Origin of the sequence: Heyndrickxia oleronia, assembly GCF_017809215.1 — a bacterium.
Classification (GTDB): Bacteria; Bacillota; Bacilli; order Bacillales; family Bacillaceae_C; genus Heyndrickxia; species Heyndrickxia oleronia.
The window spans coordinates 4,509,028-4,526,034 of record NZ_CP065424.1 but is presented as its reverse complement, the minus strand read 5'-3'; the positions used below and the strand labels follow the sequence as shown (position 1 = coordinate 4,526,034).

The following is a 17,007-nucleotide window of genomic DNA, read 5'->3' as shown; positions in this document are numbered from 1 at the left end:
ATGTTTGAGGAAAAGGTTTAGGAAAATCACTAACACAAAAGAGGGATTAAAGTGAAACAAGTATATAGTGAGATTATCCAATTTCGTGGAACTCATTATGATTTTGGATATTTACAAGGGAAAAAAATAAAAGATTCACTTATAGTTAAAAATCGTGAAAATCAATGGAAGGTTCGGAAGCCACGTTTTCAAGTACAAGAGGAAGAGGTAAAAGAGGCAGTTATTCCTTTTGCTCCTGGCATTTGGGATGAATTATTAGGAATGCAGTCTGCATTAGAATGGCCAATGGATCGCATATTAATGGAGTTTGGCGGATATCGCTTAGATTATGTCCGTTCAGGTTGCTCAATCTTAACAGGGGAAGATTATTTAATTCGTAACTATGACTACCATCCAAAAACTTATGAAGGCCGTTATACACTTTTTCAACCTACAGATAAAGGATATGCCATTATTGGACCAAGCCAGAGAGTGACGGGACGAATGGATGGAATGAATGAAAAAGGATTGGTAATAGGATATAATTTTATGCATCGGAAAAACCCAGGAGATGGGTTCATTTGTTGTATGATTGGCCGGTTTATACTAGAGTCATGTGCAAATGTGCATGAGGCAGTAGAAATGCTGAAAGAAATTCCACATCGACATTCTTTTACCTATGTCGTATTTGATCAAAGTGGTGAATCAATTGCCGTTGAAACCTCACCTCGTAGAGTAGAAGTTCGTAAAACCAATATGTGTACCAATCATTTTGAAATAATGAAGCATGAGAACCGCAACCATCTGGTCGATTCCAAGCGGAGATTAGAAGTCTTGTGTCACCATCAAGAGCACCTCGAAGGAGCCATGGAAGCCTTCCGTTTATTGAATGATACAGATAAAGGTGTTTTTTCAAATCTATATGGAAGTTGGGCAGGTACCATTCATACTTCCGGATATTTACCAAGAAAAATGGAAGCATGGTTCGCCTTAGGTGGGGATCATGAGCCAGTCAAACTAGATTTTGCTAAATGGCTGAGTGGTGAGGACTTGAGTTTGGAACGTATGATAGGAACCGTTGATACTGACATTCCATTCGTGCATATGGATGAGGGTGCGGACTGGTTTAAAAGCTAATGATTTAGGAGGAAATAGAGTCATGTTTATAAGACCTGCAGAAAAAAGTGATGCAGTTGAAGCAGCAAATCTTATCCATCTAGCAATAAAAGATATTGCTGAAACTCTAACTGGAGAAAAGGAAGAGACAAAAATAAGACAAGTTCTCGCTCAGTTATTTACTCAAGAGAGAAATCGCCTTAGCTTTCAAAATTGTTTAGTAGCTACTACTGATCAAGCAATTATGGGAATTATTATTATCTATTCTGGAGCGGACGCTCAAATGTTAGATAAGCCAATTATCGAACGATTAAAACAATCAGGTGAGGAAAAAGAAATTGTGATCGATAAAGAGGCTGAATTAGAAGATTACTATATAGATACAGTTTGTGTAAATCCTGATTATCAAGGCCAACGAATCGGAACTTCCCTTATTCAAGCGGCTGAAAAATTAGCTTCAGAAAAAGGTTTTAACCGAATCTCTCTAAATGTAGCGAAGGATAATCCAAAAGCATGTCAATTATATACGCGTTTAGGATATAAGAAGGAACAAGTAATCCAAATTAATGGACATGATTATGATTATATGGTGAAAATCATAGATTAATTGTTGGCAGAGCTGTCTGAGGCTTATCTTCAGACAGCTTTTTTCATATTTTTAATGTTTCATTTGGATTCAAATTTTACTCTTATAAAGAAAAACAATGGCTCCTTCATCTATAAGAAAATGTTGCTAGTGATGACAAATAGCTCCTATCATTCTATAATGGGATTATTGAAAAAATTCAGATACAGGGGGAATTCCATTGCCAATTAATATACCGAGACAATTACCTGCACGTGAAATTTTAGAACAAGAAAATATTTTTGTTATGGACGATGAACGAGCAAACAGTCAGGATATTCGTCCATTAAATATTCTTATTTTAAATCTGATGCCTGAAAAGGAGAGAACAGAAGTACAATTACTTCGGCTTTTAGGTAATTCACCCCTACAATTGAATATTATGTTTTTGCATATGGAATCACATGTATCGAAAAATGTGAGCAAATCCCATCTTGAACAATTTTACACAACCTTTAAGAATATAAAACATCGCCGTTTTGATGGAATGATTATAACAGGAGCCCCGATTGAACTTTTAAGATTTGATGAAGTGGACTATTGGCCTGAAATGGTAGAAATTATGGAGTGGACAAAAACAAATGTAACCTCGACTCTTCATATTTGTTGGGGAGCACAGGCAGCTCTGTATCACCACTTTGGTATTGATAAATATGAACTTGGCAAAAAATTAACAGGAGTATTTAAGCATCGTGTATTAGATCCGAAGGTAAAAATCGTTCGTGGCTTTGATGAAGAGTTTCTTGCTCCTCATTCACGATATACAGGTAATTTAAGAAATGAAATGGTCGATTCCGATAATCTTATGTTACTATCAGAATCGGATGAAGCAGGCCCGTTTTTGTTCATGTCCAAGGATGGGAGACAAATAATGATGACAGGTCATTTAGAATATGATGCCGGGACACTAGCTGAGGAATATACACGGGACCAGTTAAAGGGTACAGGTGAGGTCTATATGCCAAAACATTACTTTCCAAATGACAATCCCAATGAGAAACCGCTCCATAGATGGCGTTCCCATGCACATCTCCTATTTTCAAATTGGCTTAACTATTATGTATATCAAGAAACGCCGTATCAGTGGGAATAAGTGAATTAGTAAAAAGGAATTTCAAAGATGGTTGAAATTCCTTTTTAGAATATATTGATTTCCTTCAACATGAATATTGGAGGGAAAGGGAATATTTCCTATTGTCTGATTTATAAAAAAATGGTATATTAGTATCATTCCTTTGTAAACGATTTCATGATATAAGTTTCTGCAAGTGCCCCTTGTCTGTCCCTTATATCGTCTGAATAGCTCTGAAAGGATATTATTAGATGTATAATGAAAACACTATTTTTATTATTGGGGATGCCAAGGCATCTCAAAATAATCCGATTACCAAGAAATTTAACCAGTTTTTTTTGGCGTTCGTAGTGGATCGAACCGATGGGAAAATAATTGATGTAGAATGTTCTGCAACGGTTAACTTAACAATCAGATTTATCCAATCGATTTTTATCAATCGTTTTATGGATGATCCGATCATTGTTGAAGATATTAACCAACGTTATTTTGGCGCATCTCAAAAGGCTTTGATTGTTGCTTATCAAGATGCTTTAAAAAAATATCAAACTATTACTGCTTTGTCTAAATAAACCTAGGCAAAATCCAGTCTAACTTTTCATTGTTAGACTGGATTTTTGTCTTTTAAAGGGTTATTCCTTTGTTGTGCTTGAACGATAAAGTAAGTAATAAAAAGGGGAAATGTAGATGATTAAAGATGGATTCATGTATCTTAGTGTATTGGTCGCTTTTGCAGCTTTAATGGTTGCCTTTGAGAAAAAGTTTAGTAGTAACCGCTTTTTTAAATTTATTCCTGGTATTGTTCTTATTTATATCGGAGCAGCAATTATGCAAACCTGTGGCCTGTTTGCACATAATGAATCAACAGCTTCAGTTTATTCAAATGTAAAAGGTGCTCTACTTCCAGCTATGCTTGCGATCATGCTATTAAAATGTGATATCCGCAGCATCTTCAAATTAGGACCAAGAATGCTTGGAGGATTTCTAGTAGCAGTAATTAGTATAATGATTGGTTTTATCGTTGTTTATGTTGCTTTTCAGCATTTCTACATAAAGGATACATGGAAAGCTTTTGGGGCTCTTGCCGGTAGTTGGACAGGTGGTTCTGCCAATATGGTTGCACTTCAGGGAATATTGAAAGTGCCAGAAAATATCTTTGGCTATGCTTTAATGATGGATACTATTAACTATGCAGTGTGGGTCATGTTTATGTTTTGGCTCGTGCCATTTGCTGGTAGGTTTAATCGTTGGACAAAAGCTGATACTAGTTTCATTCAAAAAGGATTTGAATCAGCAAGCTCAGAGGAGAAGACTGGCATCCAATTTCAACACTTATTATATTTGCTTGGTATTGGTCTTTTCATTTCTTCATTTTCCACTTTTGCAGGACAGCATTTACCTGAAGTTGGAGCAGTGATCAATGGGACAAGCTGGACAATTATGATTGCTTCAGTCATTGGGTTAATTTTAGGACAAACTCCAGTAGCTAAAATTGCAGGCGCATTAGATGTCTCAAATGTAATGTTATATATTATTGTGGCACTGATTGCTTCTCAATCCGATTTTTCAAATATAGCTCAGGCACCAATTTATCTTTTATCTGGATTGTTAATCATGTTAATTCATTTGATTATTATGCTCTTACTAGGAAAACTCTTTAAATATGATCTCTTTACTCTTGGAGTAGCTAGCCTTGCTAATATTGGAGGTATGGCTTCAGCACCGATGTTAGCAGCAGCATATAACCGGGCATTAATTCCGATTGGTGTCATCATGGCTTTAATAGGTTCCTTTCTCGGAACGTATTTCGGTATGATTGTCGCAAAGATATTGAGTATCTTTTGATTAGTAAAAGCAATAAACTCCAACTATATGAAAACAGACTGATGGGAAATTGAAAGGAAGCGATCATAGTGATTATTCAGGATCTACAAGTTAACAGTAGAAAATTGCCCTTACGTATGCCATTTAAAACAGCTTTAAGAATTGCTACAGAAATAGAGAGCATTGAGGTATCTCTCATACTTGAAAATGGAGTTATTGGAAAAGGAGCAGCGGCACCTACATTTGTCATTACTGGGGATTCATCAGAGGGAATGGAAGCAGCGTTAATAGGTCCAATAAAAAATGCTCTTGTCGGTTTGGATATTACACGTTTTCAAACAGCACTTCAAAGGGTACAAAGTTGTTGTGTAGGCAATCCTAGCGCAAAGGCAGCCGCAGATATTGCTTTGCATGATGCTTATTGCAAACTATTAAATCTCCCGTTACATGCCTTTCTCGGAGATAAAAAGCCCCTCCATACTTGTATGACGATAGGCGTTGATACGCCAGAGAAAATGGCTTCTGATGCCATAAAAAGTGTTAAAGATGGATTTCAGATTTTAAAAGTAAAGATTGGGGCAAATCCAGAGCTGGATATTGAGCGGATCGAAGCGATTCAAGAGGTTGTTGATGAAACAACGAAGCTTCGGCTTGATGCAAATCAAGGATGGAAACCGAAACAGGCAGTAGGGTTAATCAATGAAATGGAAAAAAGAGAGTTTAATATAGAGTTTATTGAACAACCAGTTGTTAGTTATGATCTAGAAGGATTAAAATTTGTCACTGAGCGAGTTGGTGTTCCAATAATGGCCGATGAAAGTCTCTTCTCAGCGAAGGATACAATGAAACTCATTACTGGTAGATATATTGATCTGTTAAATATAAAACTAATGAAATGTGGAGGAATATCCCAAGCGTGGACTATTGCAAGTATTGCTGAAACGAATGGTGTAGAATGTATGATCGGCAGTATGATGGAACCGGCGTTTTCGGTAGGCGCTGCCGCACACTTTGCAGCCGCCCATCCAAACGTAAAGTATTTTGATCTTGATGCACCACTTTGGCTTTCAGAAGAACCAGATGTCTTAAAGTATAATGGTGCGGATATTCAATTATCTGACTCACCGGGTATAGGGGTAGTAGAAAATTAAATAGATAAAACAAGTTGGTCTCAATCGTAAAAATCGTTGAGACCATTTTTTATTAAATTTATAGTAGTAGGAGGAATCTAACGGAAAATCAAGAAAAATAGAGATATAAGATGCTTGGAGTATACCCTTGAATAGAAAGTAAAGTATCGTTAATAGCGGTTATTAAAATGGGGATGAATATGGAAAAATAAAGTTAAAAATAAACGGCATTTGAGTATTTTTTATAAAATATAAAACTAGCGCAGAAGTGTGTAAAAGGTTAAGGGGCTTGTGAGAATCAACCTTTAGTGAAAGTCAGTTGAAAATAAACGAGAGAATAGCTCTCTCGTTTATTTGTGGTAAATTTTATTCTAGTTCACTTTTAGTAATTGCAAAATCATACTTTGCTGTTGGTTGGCTTGAGCAATCATGACCATCGCAACTTGTGCAAGGATGGATTGTTTCGTATACTCCATCATTTCCTTTGCAAGATCAGCATCGCGAATCCTTGATTCTGCTGCTGTTAGGTTTTCTGCAGTGTTTTCTAAATTATTGATTGTATGTTCAAGACGATTGCTGTAAGCTCCAAGCTTGGAACGTTGAGACGATACAGTCTTCATTGCCTGATCAATCTTATCTATTGCTGATGAAGCTGATTCATGTGAGGACATATCAAGAGTTCCTTTTGCTGTATAACCTTTCTCATCATTCCCGCTGTCAGTTAATCCCAACTCTTCAGCACGCATATCCGATATTTCGATGACCATCGTTTGTCCAGCATTTGCGCCAATTTGGATCGTATATGAACTCTTTGAGCCATCCAATAATTTCATTGTGTTAAATTCGGTGTCGTTACCAATCCGTGTGATTTCCTCAGTGAGCTGGTCAATTTCTTCTTGAATCGCATTACGATCTGCATCACTAAGTGTGTCATTAGCAGCCTGCACTGAAAGTTCACGCATTCTTTGCAGAATCGCATGTGTTTCATTAAGAGCGCCTTCTCCAGTCTGAATAAGAGAGATCGCATCCTGAGCATTTCGGGAAGCTTGATTTAACCCCCTAATTTGTGCGCGCATTTTTTCAGAAATCGCTAATCCAGCAGGGTCGTCCGCTGCTCGATTAATCCTTAATCCCGAAGATAATCTTTCCATTGCTCGACTCTGAGCTGTAATTGCTCGATTATACATTCGATAGGCGTTCATTGCAGCAATATTATGATTAATAATCATGGGATTTTCGCATTAGCAAACCATCTAGTACTGCTTTGCTAAAAGTTCCATTTTCCCCCCTTTCCTTAGTTATTTTTACTATTAAAAATGATATTCTAGCTGAATGTAATACTTTTGAGAGGCAAAATACATTTCATCCAGTATTTTACTAATCCCTCTTCTTTATATCGGTTAAGAACATAGGAATATGAAGGTGCCTTGTTAAGAAAAGTGGGCATTATATCCGTTCTTAAAAACGATTCACCCATCGTTATCGTGAGTACTTAACTTAAATAGCAATAATGTTTGAGAAAAGATCGAAATAAAAGAATGAAGTCCTCCTGGTCTAACCACTGTCGTACCTTGGATAATTCCTCATCCAATGTGAAACAATACCTTTGTCAATTCAATTGCGACAAAGTTAGCTTTCTTCATCATTGAATGAAGGTTTTCTGTGATTTAACATGGATAGTGTAAAATCTAATGAAAGGAAGAGAGCGAAATGGCTCAATCAAATATAAAAGTAGCTGTACAGAAGTTTGGTAACTTTCTTAGTTCTATGGTTATGCCAAATATTTCTGCTTTCATTGCGTGGGGATTGATTACGGCATTGTTTATTCCTACTGGTTTCTTCCCAAATGAAAGCCTTGCCAAAATGGTTGATCCAATGGTCACATATTTACTTCCGTTATTAATTGCTTATACCGGTGGTAAGCTTGTACATGATCAACGTGGAGCGGTAGTAGGTGCTATTGCAACGATGGGTGTCATTGTTGGAACAGATATACCGATGTTCTTAGGTGCAATGATTATGGGCCCATTAGGCGGCTATGTCATCAAAAAATTCGATAAGTTAATCGAAGGGAAGGTCAAAGCTGGTTTTGAAATGCTTGTAAATAATTTCTCCGCGGGGATTTTAGGTGGAATTTTAGCTATATTAGCATTTTTAGCCATTGGTCCTGCCGTTAAAGGATTAACTGGTTTATTAGTAGATGGTGTTGATTGGTTAGTTGGAACAGGGCTGTTGCCACTAACAAGTATTATTATTGAACCTGCAAAGGTCTTATTCTTAAATAATGCCATTAATCATGGTGTTCTATCTCCAATAGGCGTGGAGCAAGTAAAGGATGCAGGAAAATCGGTTTTATTCCTTTTAGAAGCGAATCCTGGTCCTGGTATTGGTGTATTGCTTGCGTATTGTATTTTTGGAAAAGGTACGGCAAAGAGGTCTGCTCCAGGAGCAGCTATTATTCAATTCTTCGGTGGGATTCATGAAATTTATTTCCCATATATCTTAATGAAACCTATGCTATTCTTCGCTGTTATTATTGGAGGAGTAAGTGGGGTATTCACATTAGTTCTATTGGGCGGTGGATTATTTGCTCCTGCTTCCCCAGGAAGTATTTTAGCAATTGCTGCTGTTACACCACACACAGCTGGTTCATATATTGCTAACTTTGCTGGGGTTCTTGTTGCCGGTGTTGTTTCATTTCTTTTATCTGCACTTATTTTAAAAACAGGTAAGCAAACAGAAGAAAATATTGAAGATGCAGCAAGAAAAATGGAGGAAATGAAAGGTAAGAAAAGCTCAGTTGCTGATGTATTTGCTTCTCAACCAGGAGAATTTCCTGAAAATGTTCAAAAAATCGTATTTGCTTGTGATGCAGGAATGGGATCAAGTGCAATGGGTGCATCATTATTGCGCAAAAAGGTGAATGAAGCTGGTCTAGATATTTCTGTAACAAACACAGCAATTAGTAATTTACCGTCTGATGCGCAAATTGTTGTGACACAGGAAGAATTGACTCCACGAGCGCAAAACAAGCTTCCACAGGCATTCCATGTATCGGTTGATAATTTCTTATCTAGTCCGGAATATGACCAATTAATTGAGCGATTAAAAGGTGATGGAAAAGACAATCTACAAGAAATCGTTGAGGATGCAGAAGAAGCAGTACCTGGTCCAGAGGATAATGAAAATACAGATAATGACTTGCTTTTAGAAGAAAATGTATTTTTAAATCAATCCTTTGTTAATAAGGAAGAAGCAATCCGGTTTGCTGGTCGTGCTTTATATAATGCAGGATATGTAAAAGAAAGCTATATTGAAGCAATGATTGCACGTGATCAATTGACTTCAACATTCATGGGGAATGATGTAGCGATTCCACATGGTACGGAAGAAGCGAAAAAGGATGTATTAAAATCTGGGTTTACTGTTATTCAAGTTCCAAATGGTGTAGACTTTGATGGAAATAATGTCCGTTTAATTTTTGGTATTGCTGGGAAAGATGGCACACACCTAGAAATATTATCTGGCATCGCCGTTACATGCTCTGAAATGGATAATATAGAAAAAATGGTCGAGGCAAAATCAGCAAAAGAAATTATCGATATATTAAATAATAAAGAATAATTTTTTGTTGAAAATGTACCGATCACTTCATTATTAGAACAAGGAATAGAAAAGTGTTTTATAACACTTTTCTATTTCTGTATTTTCTCTTGTAATAATAATAGAAAAGAGATGGTAGCTATGTTTATTACTTCAAGGGAAAAAGCAATCATCGAGCTTATTATTAAAACATCTGGGAAACATACGGCTTTTTCCATAGCCACTTTTTTAAATGTAAGTGTCCGTACGATTCAGAGAGATTTGAAAACAATTGAAAAGATTCTCCATCAATTTCATCTTCAATTAATCCGAAATACAAAGGATGGATTAATGATCGAGGGGAAAAATGAACAAATTTTTCGTTTAATTCAACATTTAACAGGGAGTCAGCCGGTAGATCAACCACCACAAGAAAAAAAGCTCTTACTTTTTTTGAACTTATTACAGGAAAGTGAGTCATTCAAAATACAAGTTTTAGCAAACGAACTTGGGGTCAGTATTACTACCTTAACTGGATACTTAGACGAATTAACAGAATGGCTAAGGAATTTTAATGTAGTGATCAACCGAAAAAGAGGTGTGGGTGTTGAATTAAAGGGTACAGAAAAAAATAAACGAAAAGCTTTGGCTAGTTATTTTTTGCTTTATTTTAATGAAGAGCTTATTGAGAGTCTATTTTTACTAGAAAAGGGACAATCAAATCAAAATCAAATCCTTTATTTTTTTCAACCTAATCGTTTATTAGATATCGATCATTTGGTAAATAATGAAGTGAACAGTCGACAATCTCGTTTGGCAGATAGTGACTACATAGGCCTTGTTATTCAAATTTACATTACGATGCAAAGAGTTAATGATGGTTTTCTTATTGAGAATGAAATAATTTCAAGAGATGATTCTGATGAATATCGTTTGATTATGAAAATATGTAGCGACTTAGAAAAGCGATTTTCTGTTAGGTTTAATGAAGGTGATTTGGACTTTCTGACTACCATTTTAAAAGGTTCTAAGCTACAGGAGGCAGTTAATATTCCATACGATAGTGTGGTATTGGGGCAAATGATTAAAAATGTGATCCAATATGTCTCGTCCCAATTGCATATTGATTTAACAAATGATTTTTCATTATATCAAGGATTATTAGCCCATATGGAACCATCGTTATTTCGTTTGAAACAAGGTTTGAAGTTGTTTAATCCTTTAACTGAGGAAATCAAAAGGAAATATCCGGTGCTTTTTCTAGCTGTAAAAAATAGTGTGGAAAAGGAATTTAAAGAGATTGAGGAATTTCCTGATGATGAGATTGCCTTCATTGTTCTCCACTTTGGCTCTGCACTAGTCCTGAGGGAAGAGGAGATTGCAATTAAAGCACTTGTAGTTTGTCCTACAGGAATTGGTACATCAAAAATGCTTGCAAGTAGATTAAAGAAGGAATTTTTAGAGATTGATTCGGTTGATATTAAATCAATTAAAGATGTTCAGTTGCAAGGGAATCTACAACAATATGATGTCATTCTCTCGACTGTTCGTCTTCCATTCTTAAATAAAGAATATATCTTAGTAAATCCACTTTTAAGTACAGAAGATATAGCTGTTATTAGAGGGTTTTTACAAAAAAATATTGAAAATCTAACAAAAAATAAATTATATAGTGGAACTCAAGAAAATTCCTCCTCCAAAAAATTACGTCCTTCTCTAATGGAAGTATTGAAGGAAATGAAAGATATACAAACAGGTATAGAAGCCATCCTTCAGCATTTCCGAGTGTATCGAGTGAAGGATACTAATGATTATAAACAAATTATGCAGGGGATGTTAGAGAAGGCTAGGAAGGAAAAGCTATTAACCAATGTCGAAAATGTTATGGACTCCTTAATCGATCGAGAAAGAAAAGGAGGTCTAGGAATTCCAGCAACAGGAATGGGATTATTTCATTGTCGAAATCGGCATGTACATCAATTAATTTTTCAAATTGCTCATTTGAATGAGCCTTGTTCGGTAATGGGAATGGATGGGCAAAGCATGCAGATGAAAAGTCTTCTACTGATGTTGGCTCCAGAAGAATTAAGTTCTAGAGAACAGGAAATTATAAGCCTATTAAGCACTAGTTTAATCGAAAATAATGATGCTATCATGATGTTTTCATCAGCTGATGAAGCAGTAATTCGTAAAAAAATGGAATCCATTTTTTCAGACTATTTATTTACTAATTTGATAAAGGAATGAGATAATTGAAACAAGTTGTACATTTTGGCGCAGGAAATATTGGTAGAGGGTTTATTGGAGCACTATTTTCACAATCTGGCTTTCATGTTACTTTTGTCGATATAGCAGATCAAATTATTGACCAATTAAATAAGGACAAACAATACGATGTAAAATTAGCAACGGATCAAAAAGAAACTGTGACTATTAGTAATGTATCTGGATTAAATAATTTAAAGCAAGAGACTGAAGTTGTAGAGGCTATAAAAGGTGCAACATATTTAACGACTGCCATAGGGCCTAACATTCTTCCACGTATCGCACCATTAATCGCAAAAGGGTTAATTGAAAGAGTTAAGACAACAGATGAAAAATTATATGTTATTGCCTGTGAAAACCAAATTTCTGCAACAGATTTATTAAAGGGCTACATAGAAGAACATTTAGACGCAGAGACAAAGGCGCATTTATCGAATAAAATTTATTTCTTTAATTCTGCTGTGGACCGCATTGTTCCTATTCAAAATAACCAAGGATCACTTGATGTGCTTGTTGAACCTTATTACGAATGGGTAGTGGAAACAACAGAAAGCATTCCACCAGTTGAAGGGATGAAAATTGTCTCTGATTTAGCCCCATTTATTGAAAGGAAATTATTTACGGTTAATACAGGACATGCTGTTATTGCTTATTTAGGGTATCTTGAAAATAAAACAACGATCGACCAAACTTTGGCTGATGAAGCCATTGTGAAGCAAGTTAAAGAGACTCTTGGCGAAACGGGTGCTTATCTGATTAAGCAGTATGGATTAAATCCTGATGAACATGAACAATATATCAATAAAATTATTCAACGATTTAAAAATGCCTATTTAAATGATGCCGTTACAAGAGTAGGCCGCTCACCGATCCGTAAGCTAGGACCAAATGATAGGCTTGTCCGCCCAGCTACAGAGGCGCATAAAGCCGGACTTTCTTACACAAACCTTGCAAAAGCTATTGCTTCTGCTTTACTGTTCGATTATAAAGAAGATGAAGAAGCAGTGAAATTGCAAGAAATGATAAGTGCTCATGGTGTATCTCATGTATTGAAGGAAGTAAGCGGGTTAGCTGAGGACAGTGACATTACAAATGAAGTTCTAAAGCAATATGAACAATTAAATAAATAACTCCTTCAAAAAAAGTCGCTAAGAAACTCAATTTTCTTTTGCGACTTTTTTGGTTTATTAAATTTTTAAATCACTATGGTTTAAAGATTTCGTTTCTATTTGTATTGTTGTATGTTCAATTTGAAATTTATCTTTTATTAAATCTATTGCCCGTTGAAGAATTTCTTGAGTATCAGCATGTTCTTCAACAAGAAGGTGGCAGCTTAAAGAATCTAATCCAGATGTAATTGTCCAAATATGAAGATCATGTACGTTGATTACCCCGTTAATTTGTTTTAAATAGGATTCGACTTCACTTTGATCAATAGTAATAGGGGTACCCTCCATTAGGATGTGTATGGATTGCTTCATTACACCCAATGCACTTTTTAAAATCAATAGAGCGACAATCACGGAAATAATAGGGTCAGCGATATACCAATCAAATAAAAGCATTAAGGCACCAGCAATAATAGCACCGACCGAACCTAAAGCATCTCCTAATATGTGTAAATAGGCACTTCGTAAGTTGACATTATTTTTTATATCGCTTTTTCTTATAAGAGACCATGCACTAATTAAGTTTGCAATTAGTCCAATTGCTGCAATAACCATCATTGAACCACTAGCTACTGTAGGTGGTTGGAAAAATCGCCCATAGGCTTCCCAAACAATAATGCCAGCAATGATAAATAAGGTTAATCCATTAAATAAAGCAGCTAATATTTCAAAACGATAAAATCCATATGTTTTATTACGGGAAGCTGGTCTTTGAGCGAACCAAATAGCGAATAGGCTTAATATTAAAGAGCTGGTGTCACTTAACATATGACCAGCATCAGATAAGAGAGCCAAACTATTTGTGACAAGACCGCCGAAAAATTCTAATAACATGATCCCAGCCGTAATCGTAAGAGCGATAATTAATCCTTTTTTATTCCCTTCTCTTGTTTCCGCAAAATGACTATGACCATGATGATGTCCGTGATGATCGCCTGAATGATGGTGATGTCCCATAATGCAACCTCCTCATTATTTTAATATGTGATAAAAAAGCGATTAAAGACATAAAAAATGTCCGAAAGTATTTAATTTTAATATATGAATATATATTCATATATAATATATAATCACAAGCAATATTTGTCAATAGTTATTAAAAGTCGAAAATCACTTTGGGATAATTTAGTATTCAAAGAATGGATCACATATTTAAATAAAATGGTCATGCTTTGTTATAATGGAGGTAATTATAACGAATGTTGAAGAGGAGAGTCTAAATGAAGGATTTTATAGCTATTGATTTTGAAACAGCCAATCGAAATCGATATAGTGTGTGTTCAGTTGGTATGGTGTTTGTGGAAAATGATAAAATAGTGGATTCGATTTATTCATTAATAGATCCAGAGGAACCCTTTGATCCAATGAATATATCTGTTCATGGAATACAGCCGACTGATGTAGAAGGAGCTCCAACATTTAATACTTTTTATCAATCGATACAGCATCATTTAGAGAATCGGCTAATTATTGCTCATAATTTAGCTTTTGATGGCTATGTATTAAGAGATAGCTTAGCTCGTTATAATTTAATGCCGGTTCCAAGTAAATTGCTTTGTAGCTATCAATTATCAAGGAGATTAATTGAGGGAATAGGGAGTTATTCACTTAAATCTGTCTGTGACCATTTTGAAATTGATATTATAAATCACCATCATGCATTAAGTGATGCACAAGCATGTGCAGAGATAGTGTTGAATCTCTCCAGGGAGTATGAATTATTTAATTTAGATGATGTATTCTCCAAAACAAATATTAAAGCGGGTGAGATATCACCAGGTTATTACCGGTCTTCTTTAGTTTCTTCGTCCAAAAAAAGAAAAAGAGAAATATCATAAAATTACATAGATAAGTGAAAAAGGCTCGTATTGAGTCTTTTTTTGATGGCTTCAAAAGCTTGGTCTTTTCTACTTATTTCAGTTCTAATGTGCTGCTCCTCGAGGTCAAAAAAGTTTCATTTTTTGACGCATATTTCAATGAATATTTTCTAACGCTAAATGGTAAAAAAGGAGAATAAGAATGAATGGAAATGTTTTTAATTGTTCTCTTACTTTTAGCTATTATTGGTCTCTCTAATATTGTTAATCACTTGATCCCGTTTATTCCTGTTCCTCTTATTCAGATAGCTCTGGGTATTTTGGTAGCCATTCTTCCATTCGGAATTCATGTACCAATGGAAACGGAGTTATTTTTAGTCCTATTTATCGCACCACTTTTATTTAATGATGGCAGACATGTATCAAGAAAAGCCCTTTGGCGCTTACGTACACAAATTTTATTGCTGGCATTAGGACTTGTTTTTGTTACAGTGTTTGCTATTGGATTTTTAATTCATTGGATGATCCCTTCTATTCCTCTTCCAGCTGCTTTTGCTTTAGCTGCTATTCTATCCCCTACAGATGTGGTAGCAGTAAGTGCAATGTCCAGTAGGGTACGCATGCCTAAAACGGTCATGCATGTTCTAGAAGGAGAAGGACTAATGAATGATGCATCTGGTTTAGTAGCATTCAATTTTGCAGTTGCTGCGACAGTAACAGGAGTTTTTTCATTAGCAAATGCAAGTGTGAGCTTTTTAGTGATTGCGATAGGAGGTTTCGTTGGAGGAGCACTTCTTGCCATCATTATCATTCGTTTTAGAGTGTTAATTCGCCGCTTTGGTATGGAGGATGTAACCATTCACATGTTAATCCAAATCCTCACACCTTTTATTATTTACTTAGTAACAGAGCATTTTCATCTTTCAGGTATTTTAGCTGTTGTTGCTGCTGGTATTGTGCATGCGATTGAAAAGGATCGAGAAAAGTCTCCGACGGTCGAGTTGCAGATTGTTTCCAATAGTACGTGGACAGTGATTCTATACATATTAAATGGACTTGTTTTTGTTCTGCTTGGATTACAAATTCCTAGTGTCGGGAATGAAATTTTTAAAGATCCATTATTTAATAATATCATTGTTATTAAATACATTTTGATTATCACCGCAGCACTGCTTTTACTTCGATTTATCTGGATATATTTTTCCTCATTGGTAGGATGGAAGCTAAAAAAAAGGAAAATTAGAAAGATTGATCTTAATCAAATAGGTATTACTACAATATCTGGTGTAAGGGGAGCAGTTACACTAGCTGGTTCGTTTTCTATTCCCTATTTTTTAAATGATGGAAGTCCTTTTCCAGAACGTTCATTAATTATTTTTATTGCAGCTGGGGTTATTTTAGTCACGCTAATCATAGCTAGTATTTTTTTACCAGTCATGGCTAAGTCTGAAATAGGAAAAAGGGAAGCTGAAAGAGAAGCGATGGAAAAGGATGCGTTAATTCGATCAAAAATAGCTGCTATTCGTGCAATAAGAGAAGTGATGAATGACGAAAATCGTTCTGCAGCTTTTTCCATTATCTCCATTTATAATTCTAAAATTAATCAATTAAAATACACAAATAATGAAGAGGATTCCTTTCAAGCGAGAAAATTGGAAAAGTCTATTCGGATGAAGGCTCTTGAAGCAGAATCAAACTATATTGAAAAATTAGTAAAAGAAAAACAAATCGACCGAACGATTGCTTATTTATCTCAAGAATATATTCGAAGAATGGAAATCGCTATTACGAATCACATTAAATTTCGAGCACTGGTGATGTGGAGTTTAATTAAAAGAAGCATCCTAAAACTATTCCAGCTATTTCTTCCAAAGAAGCAAGAGAGACGGAAAAAACGCAGGGAAAGATATACAATGATGCTTCAGCTAAAAATGAAAATGGCGGAGTTAGCCATTAAGGTATTAAAAGAAGGAATGACATCGGAAAACAGAAATATTACGTATATAATTATTGGCGAGTATAATGAGCTTTTGACAAAATTACAATTAGTAAAAAATGCTGATGCCTCTAAAAAATATGCAAGAATGGAAAGAGAGCTACAGGATATGGCGTTTCAAGCGGAGAGAGATGAGGTCCAGAAAATGTATGAAAAGGCCCATATTACTGCTGATGTTGTTAGAAAACTACGTCAACAAATTAATATAAGAGAAGCATATTGGATGGAAGAGAATACTTTACATGATGCATGATGAATTCTAAGCTGATGCTGAAAATTAGTTGGTCTTATAAATTTGAATGAAAAAGGGAGTCGCCTATAGGTGCTCCCTTTTGTTGTCTACGGCATGTTAGGATGAATCCGTTTAATGATAAGCAAGGTGTGTTGATATTTAAGGGAAATAAGGTAAAATGAAAACGAATTTATTTTCTA

At 35.4% G+C, this 17,007-nt stretch carries 13 protein-coding genes; 11 read left to right on the top strand and 2 right to left on the bottom strand.

Going from position 1 to position 17,007, the window contains the following annotated elements; genetic code table 11:
* Nucleotides 1-51 precede the first annotated feature (51 nt).
* The 6 genes from I5818_RS22715 (at nucleotide 52) to I5818_RS22690 (ending at nucleotide 5,767) form a co-directional block, all read left to right on the top strand.
* Nucleotides 52-1,116: a C45 family autoproteolytic acyltransferase/hydrolase gene (locus tag I5818_RS22715; protein ID WP_078110373.1), complete on the top strand. Its 1,065-nt coding sequence runs from the start codon at nucleotides 52-54 to the stop codon at nucleotides 1,114-1,116.
* A 22-nt stretch (nucleotides 1,117-1,138) separates the two neighbouring features.
* A complete protein-coding gene (locus I5818_RS22710; RefSeq protein WP_078110372.1) occupies nucleotides 1,139-1,702 on the top strand; it encodes a GNAT family N-acetyltransferase in 564 nt (187 codons plus the stop codon).
* 199 nt (nucleotides 1,703-1,901) lie between these two features.
* Entirely contained in the window at nucleotides 1,902-2,813 is a 912-nt protein-coding gene (gene metA, locus I5818_RS22705; protein ID WP_078110371.1) for a homoserine O-acetyltransferase MetA, read from the top strand.
* Nucleotides 2,814-3,043: 230 nt separating this feature from the next.
* Nucleotides 3,044-3,364 carry a DUF3870 domain-containing protein gene (locus I5818_RS22700; RefSeq protein ID WP_071976432.1) on the top strand — a complete coding sequence of 107 codons (321 nt, stop codon included), beginning with the start codon at nucleotides 3,044-3,046 and terminating at the stop codon, nucleotides 3,362-3,364.
* Nucleotides 3,365-3,479: 115 nt separating this feature from the next.
* Nucleotides 3,480-4,637: a DUF819 family protein gene (locus I5818_RS22695; RefSeq protein WP_071976431.1), complete on the top strand. Its 1,158-nt coding sequence runs from the start codon at nucleotides 3,480-3,482 to the stop codon at nucleotides 4,635-4,637.
* A 68-nt stretch (nucleotides 4,638-4,705) separates the two neighbouring features.
* Nucleotides 4,706-5,767, top strand: a complete 1,062-nt coding sequence (locus I5818_RS22690) for a dipeptide epimerase (RefSeq protein WP_071976430.1) — start codon at nucleotides 4,706-4,708, stop codon at nucleotides 5,765-5,767.
* Between the two features lie 350 nt (nucleotides 5,768-6,117).
* Here I5818_RS22690 and I5818_RS22685 read toward each other — a convergent pair whose 3' ends face one another.
* Nucleotides 6,118-6,975: a flagellin N-terminal helical domain-containing protein gene (locus tag I5818_RS22685; RefSeq protein ID WP_078110370.1), complete on the bottom strand. Its 858-nt coding sequence runs from the start codon at nucleotides 6,973-6,975 to the stop codon at nucleotides 6,118-6,120.
* 481 nt (nucleotides 6,976-7,456) lie between these two features.
* Here I5818_RS22685 and I5818_RS22680 point away from each other — a divergent pair, with 481 nt between their 5' ends.
* The 3 genes from I5818_RS22680 (at nucleotide 7,457) to I5818_RS22670 (ending at nucleotide 12,723) form a co-directional block, all read left to right on the top strand.
* On the top strand, nucleotides 7,457-9,370 hold the full coding sequence (locus I5818_RS22680) for a PTS mannitol transporter subunit IICBA (RefSeq protein ID WP_058003219.1): 1,914 nt from the start codon (nucleotides 7,457-7,459) through the stop codon (nucleotides 9,368-9,370).
* Between the two features lie 120 nt (nucleotides 9,371-9,490).
* The gene (locus I5818_RS22675; RefSeq protein WP_078110369.1) at nucleotides 9,491-11,575 is read left to right on the top strand and encodes a BglG family transcription antiterminator; all 2,085 of its coding nucleotides are present in this window, start codon (nucleotides 9,491-9,493) and stop codon (nucleotides 11,573-11,575) included.
* A 5-nt stretch (nucleotides 11,576-11,580) separates the two neighbouring features.
* Entirely contained in the window at nucleotides 11,581-12,723 is a 1,143-nt protein-coding gene (locus tag I5818_RS22670; protein ID WP_078110368.1) for a mannitol-1-phosphate 5-dehydrogenase, read from the top strand.
* A gap of 57 nt (nucleotides 12,724-12,780) precedes the next feature.
* Here the strand turns inward: I5818_RS22670 and I5818_RS22665 are convergent, their stop codons facing one another.
* Nucleotides 12,781-13,719, bottom strand: coding sequence for a cation diffusion facilitator family transporter (locus I5818_RS22665; RefSeq protein ID WP_078110367.1), 939 nt, complete (start codon nucleotides 13,717-13,719; stop codon nucleotides 12,781-12,783).
* Between the two features lie 263 nt (nucleotides 13,720-13,982).
* Between I5818_RS22665 and I5818_RS22660 the strand changes: the two genes are divergently transcribed.
* Together I5818_RS22660 and I5818_RS22655 are read left to right on the top strand one after the other, a co-directional pair.
* On the top strand, nucleotides 13,983-14,600 hold the full coding sequence (locus I5818_RS22660) for a 3'-5' exonuclease (protein ID WP_058003215.1): 618 nt from the start codon (nucleotides 13,983-13,985) through the stop codon (nucleotides 14,598-14,600).
* Between the two features lie 185 nt (nucleotides 14,601-14,785).
* Nucleotides 14,786-16,828 (top strand): Na+/H+ antiporter, encoded by a 2,043-nt coding sequence (locus I5818_RS22655; protein WP_058003214.1) that lies wholly within the window; start codon nucleotides 14,786-14,788, stop codon nucleotides 16,826-16,828.
* The last annotated feature ends 179 nt before the right edge of the window (nucleotides 16,829-17,007 follow it).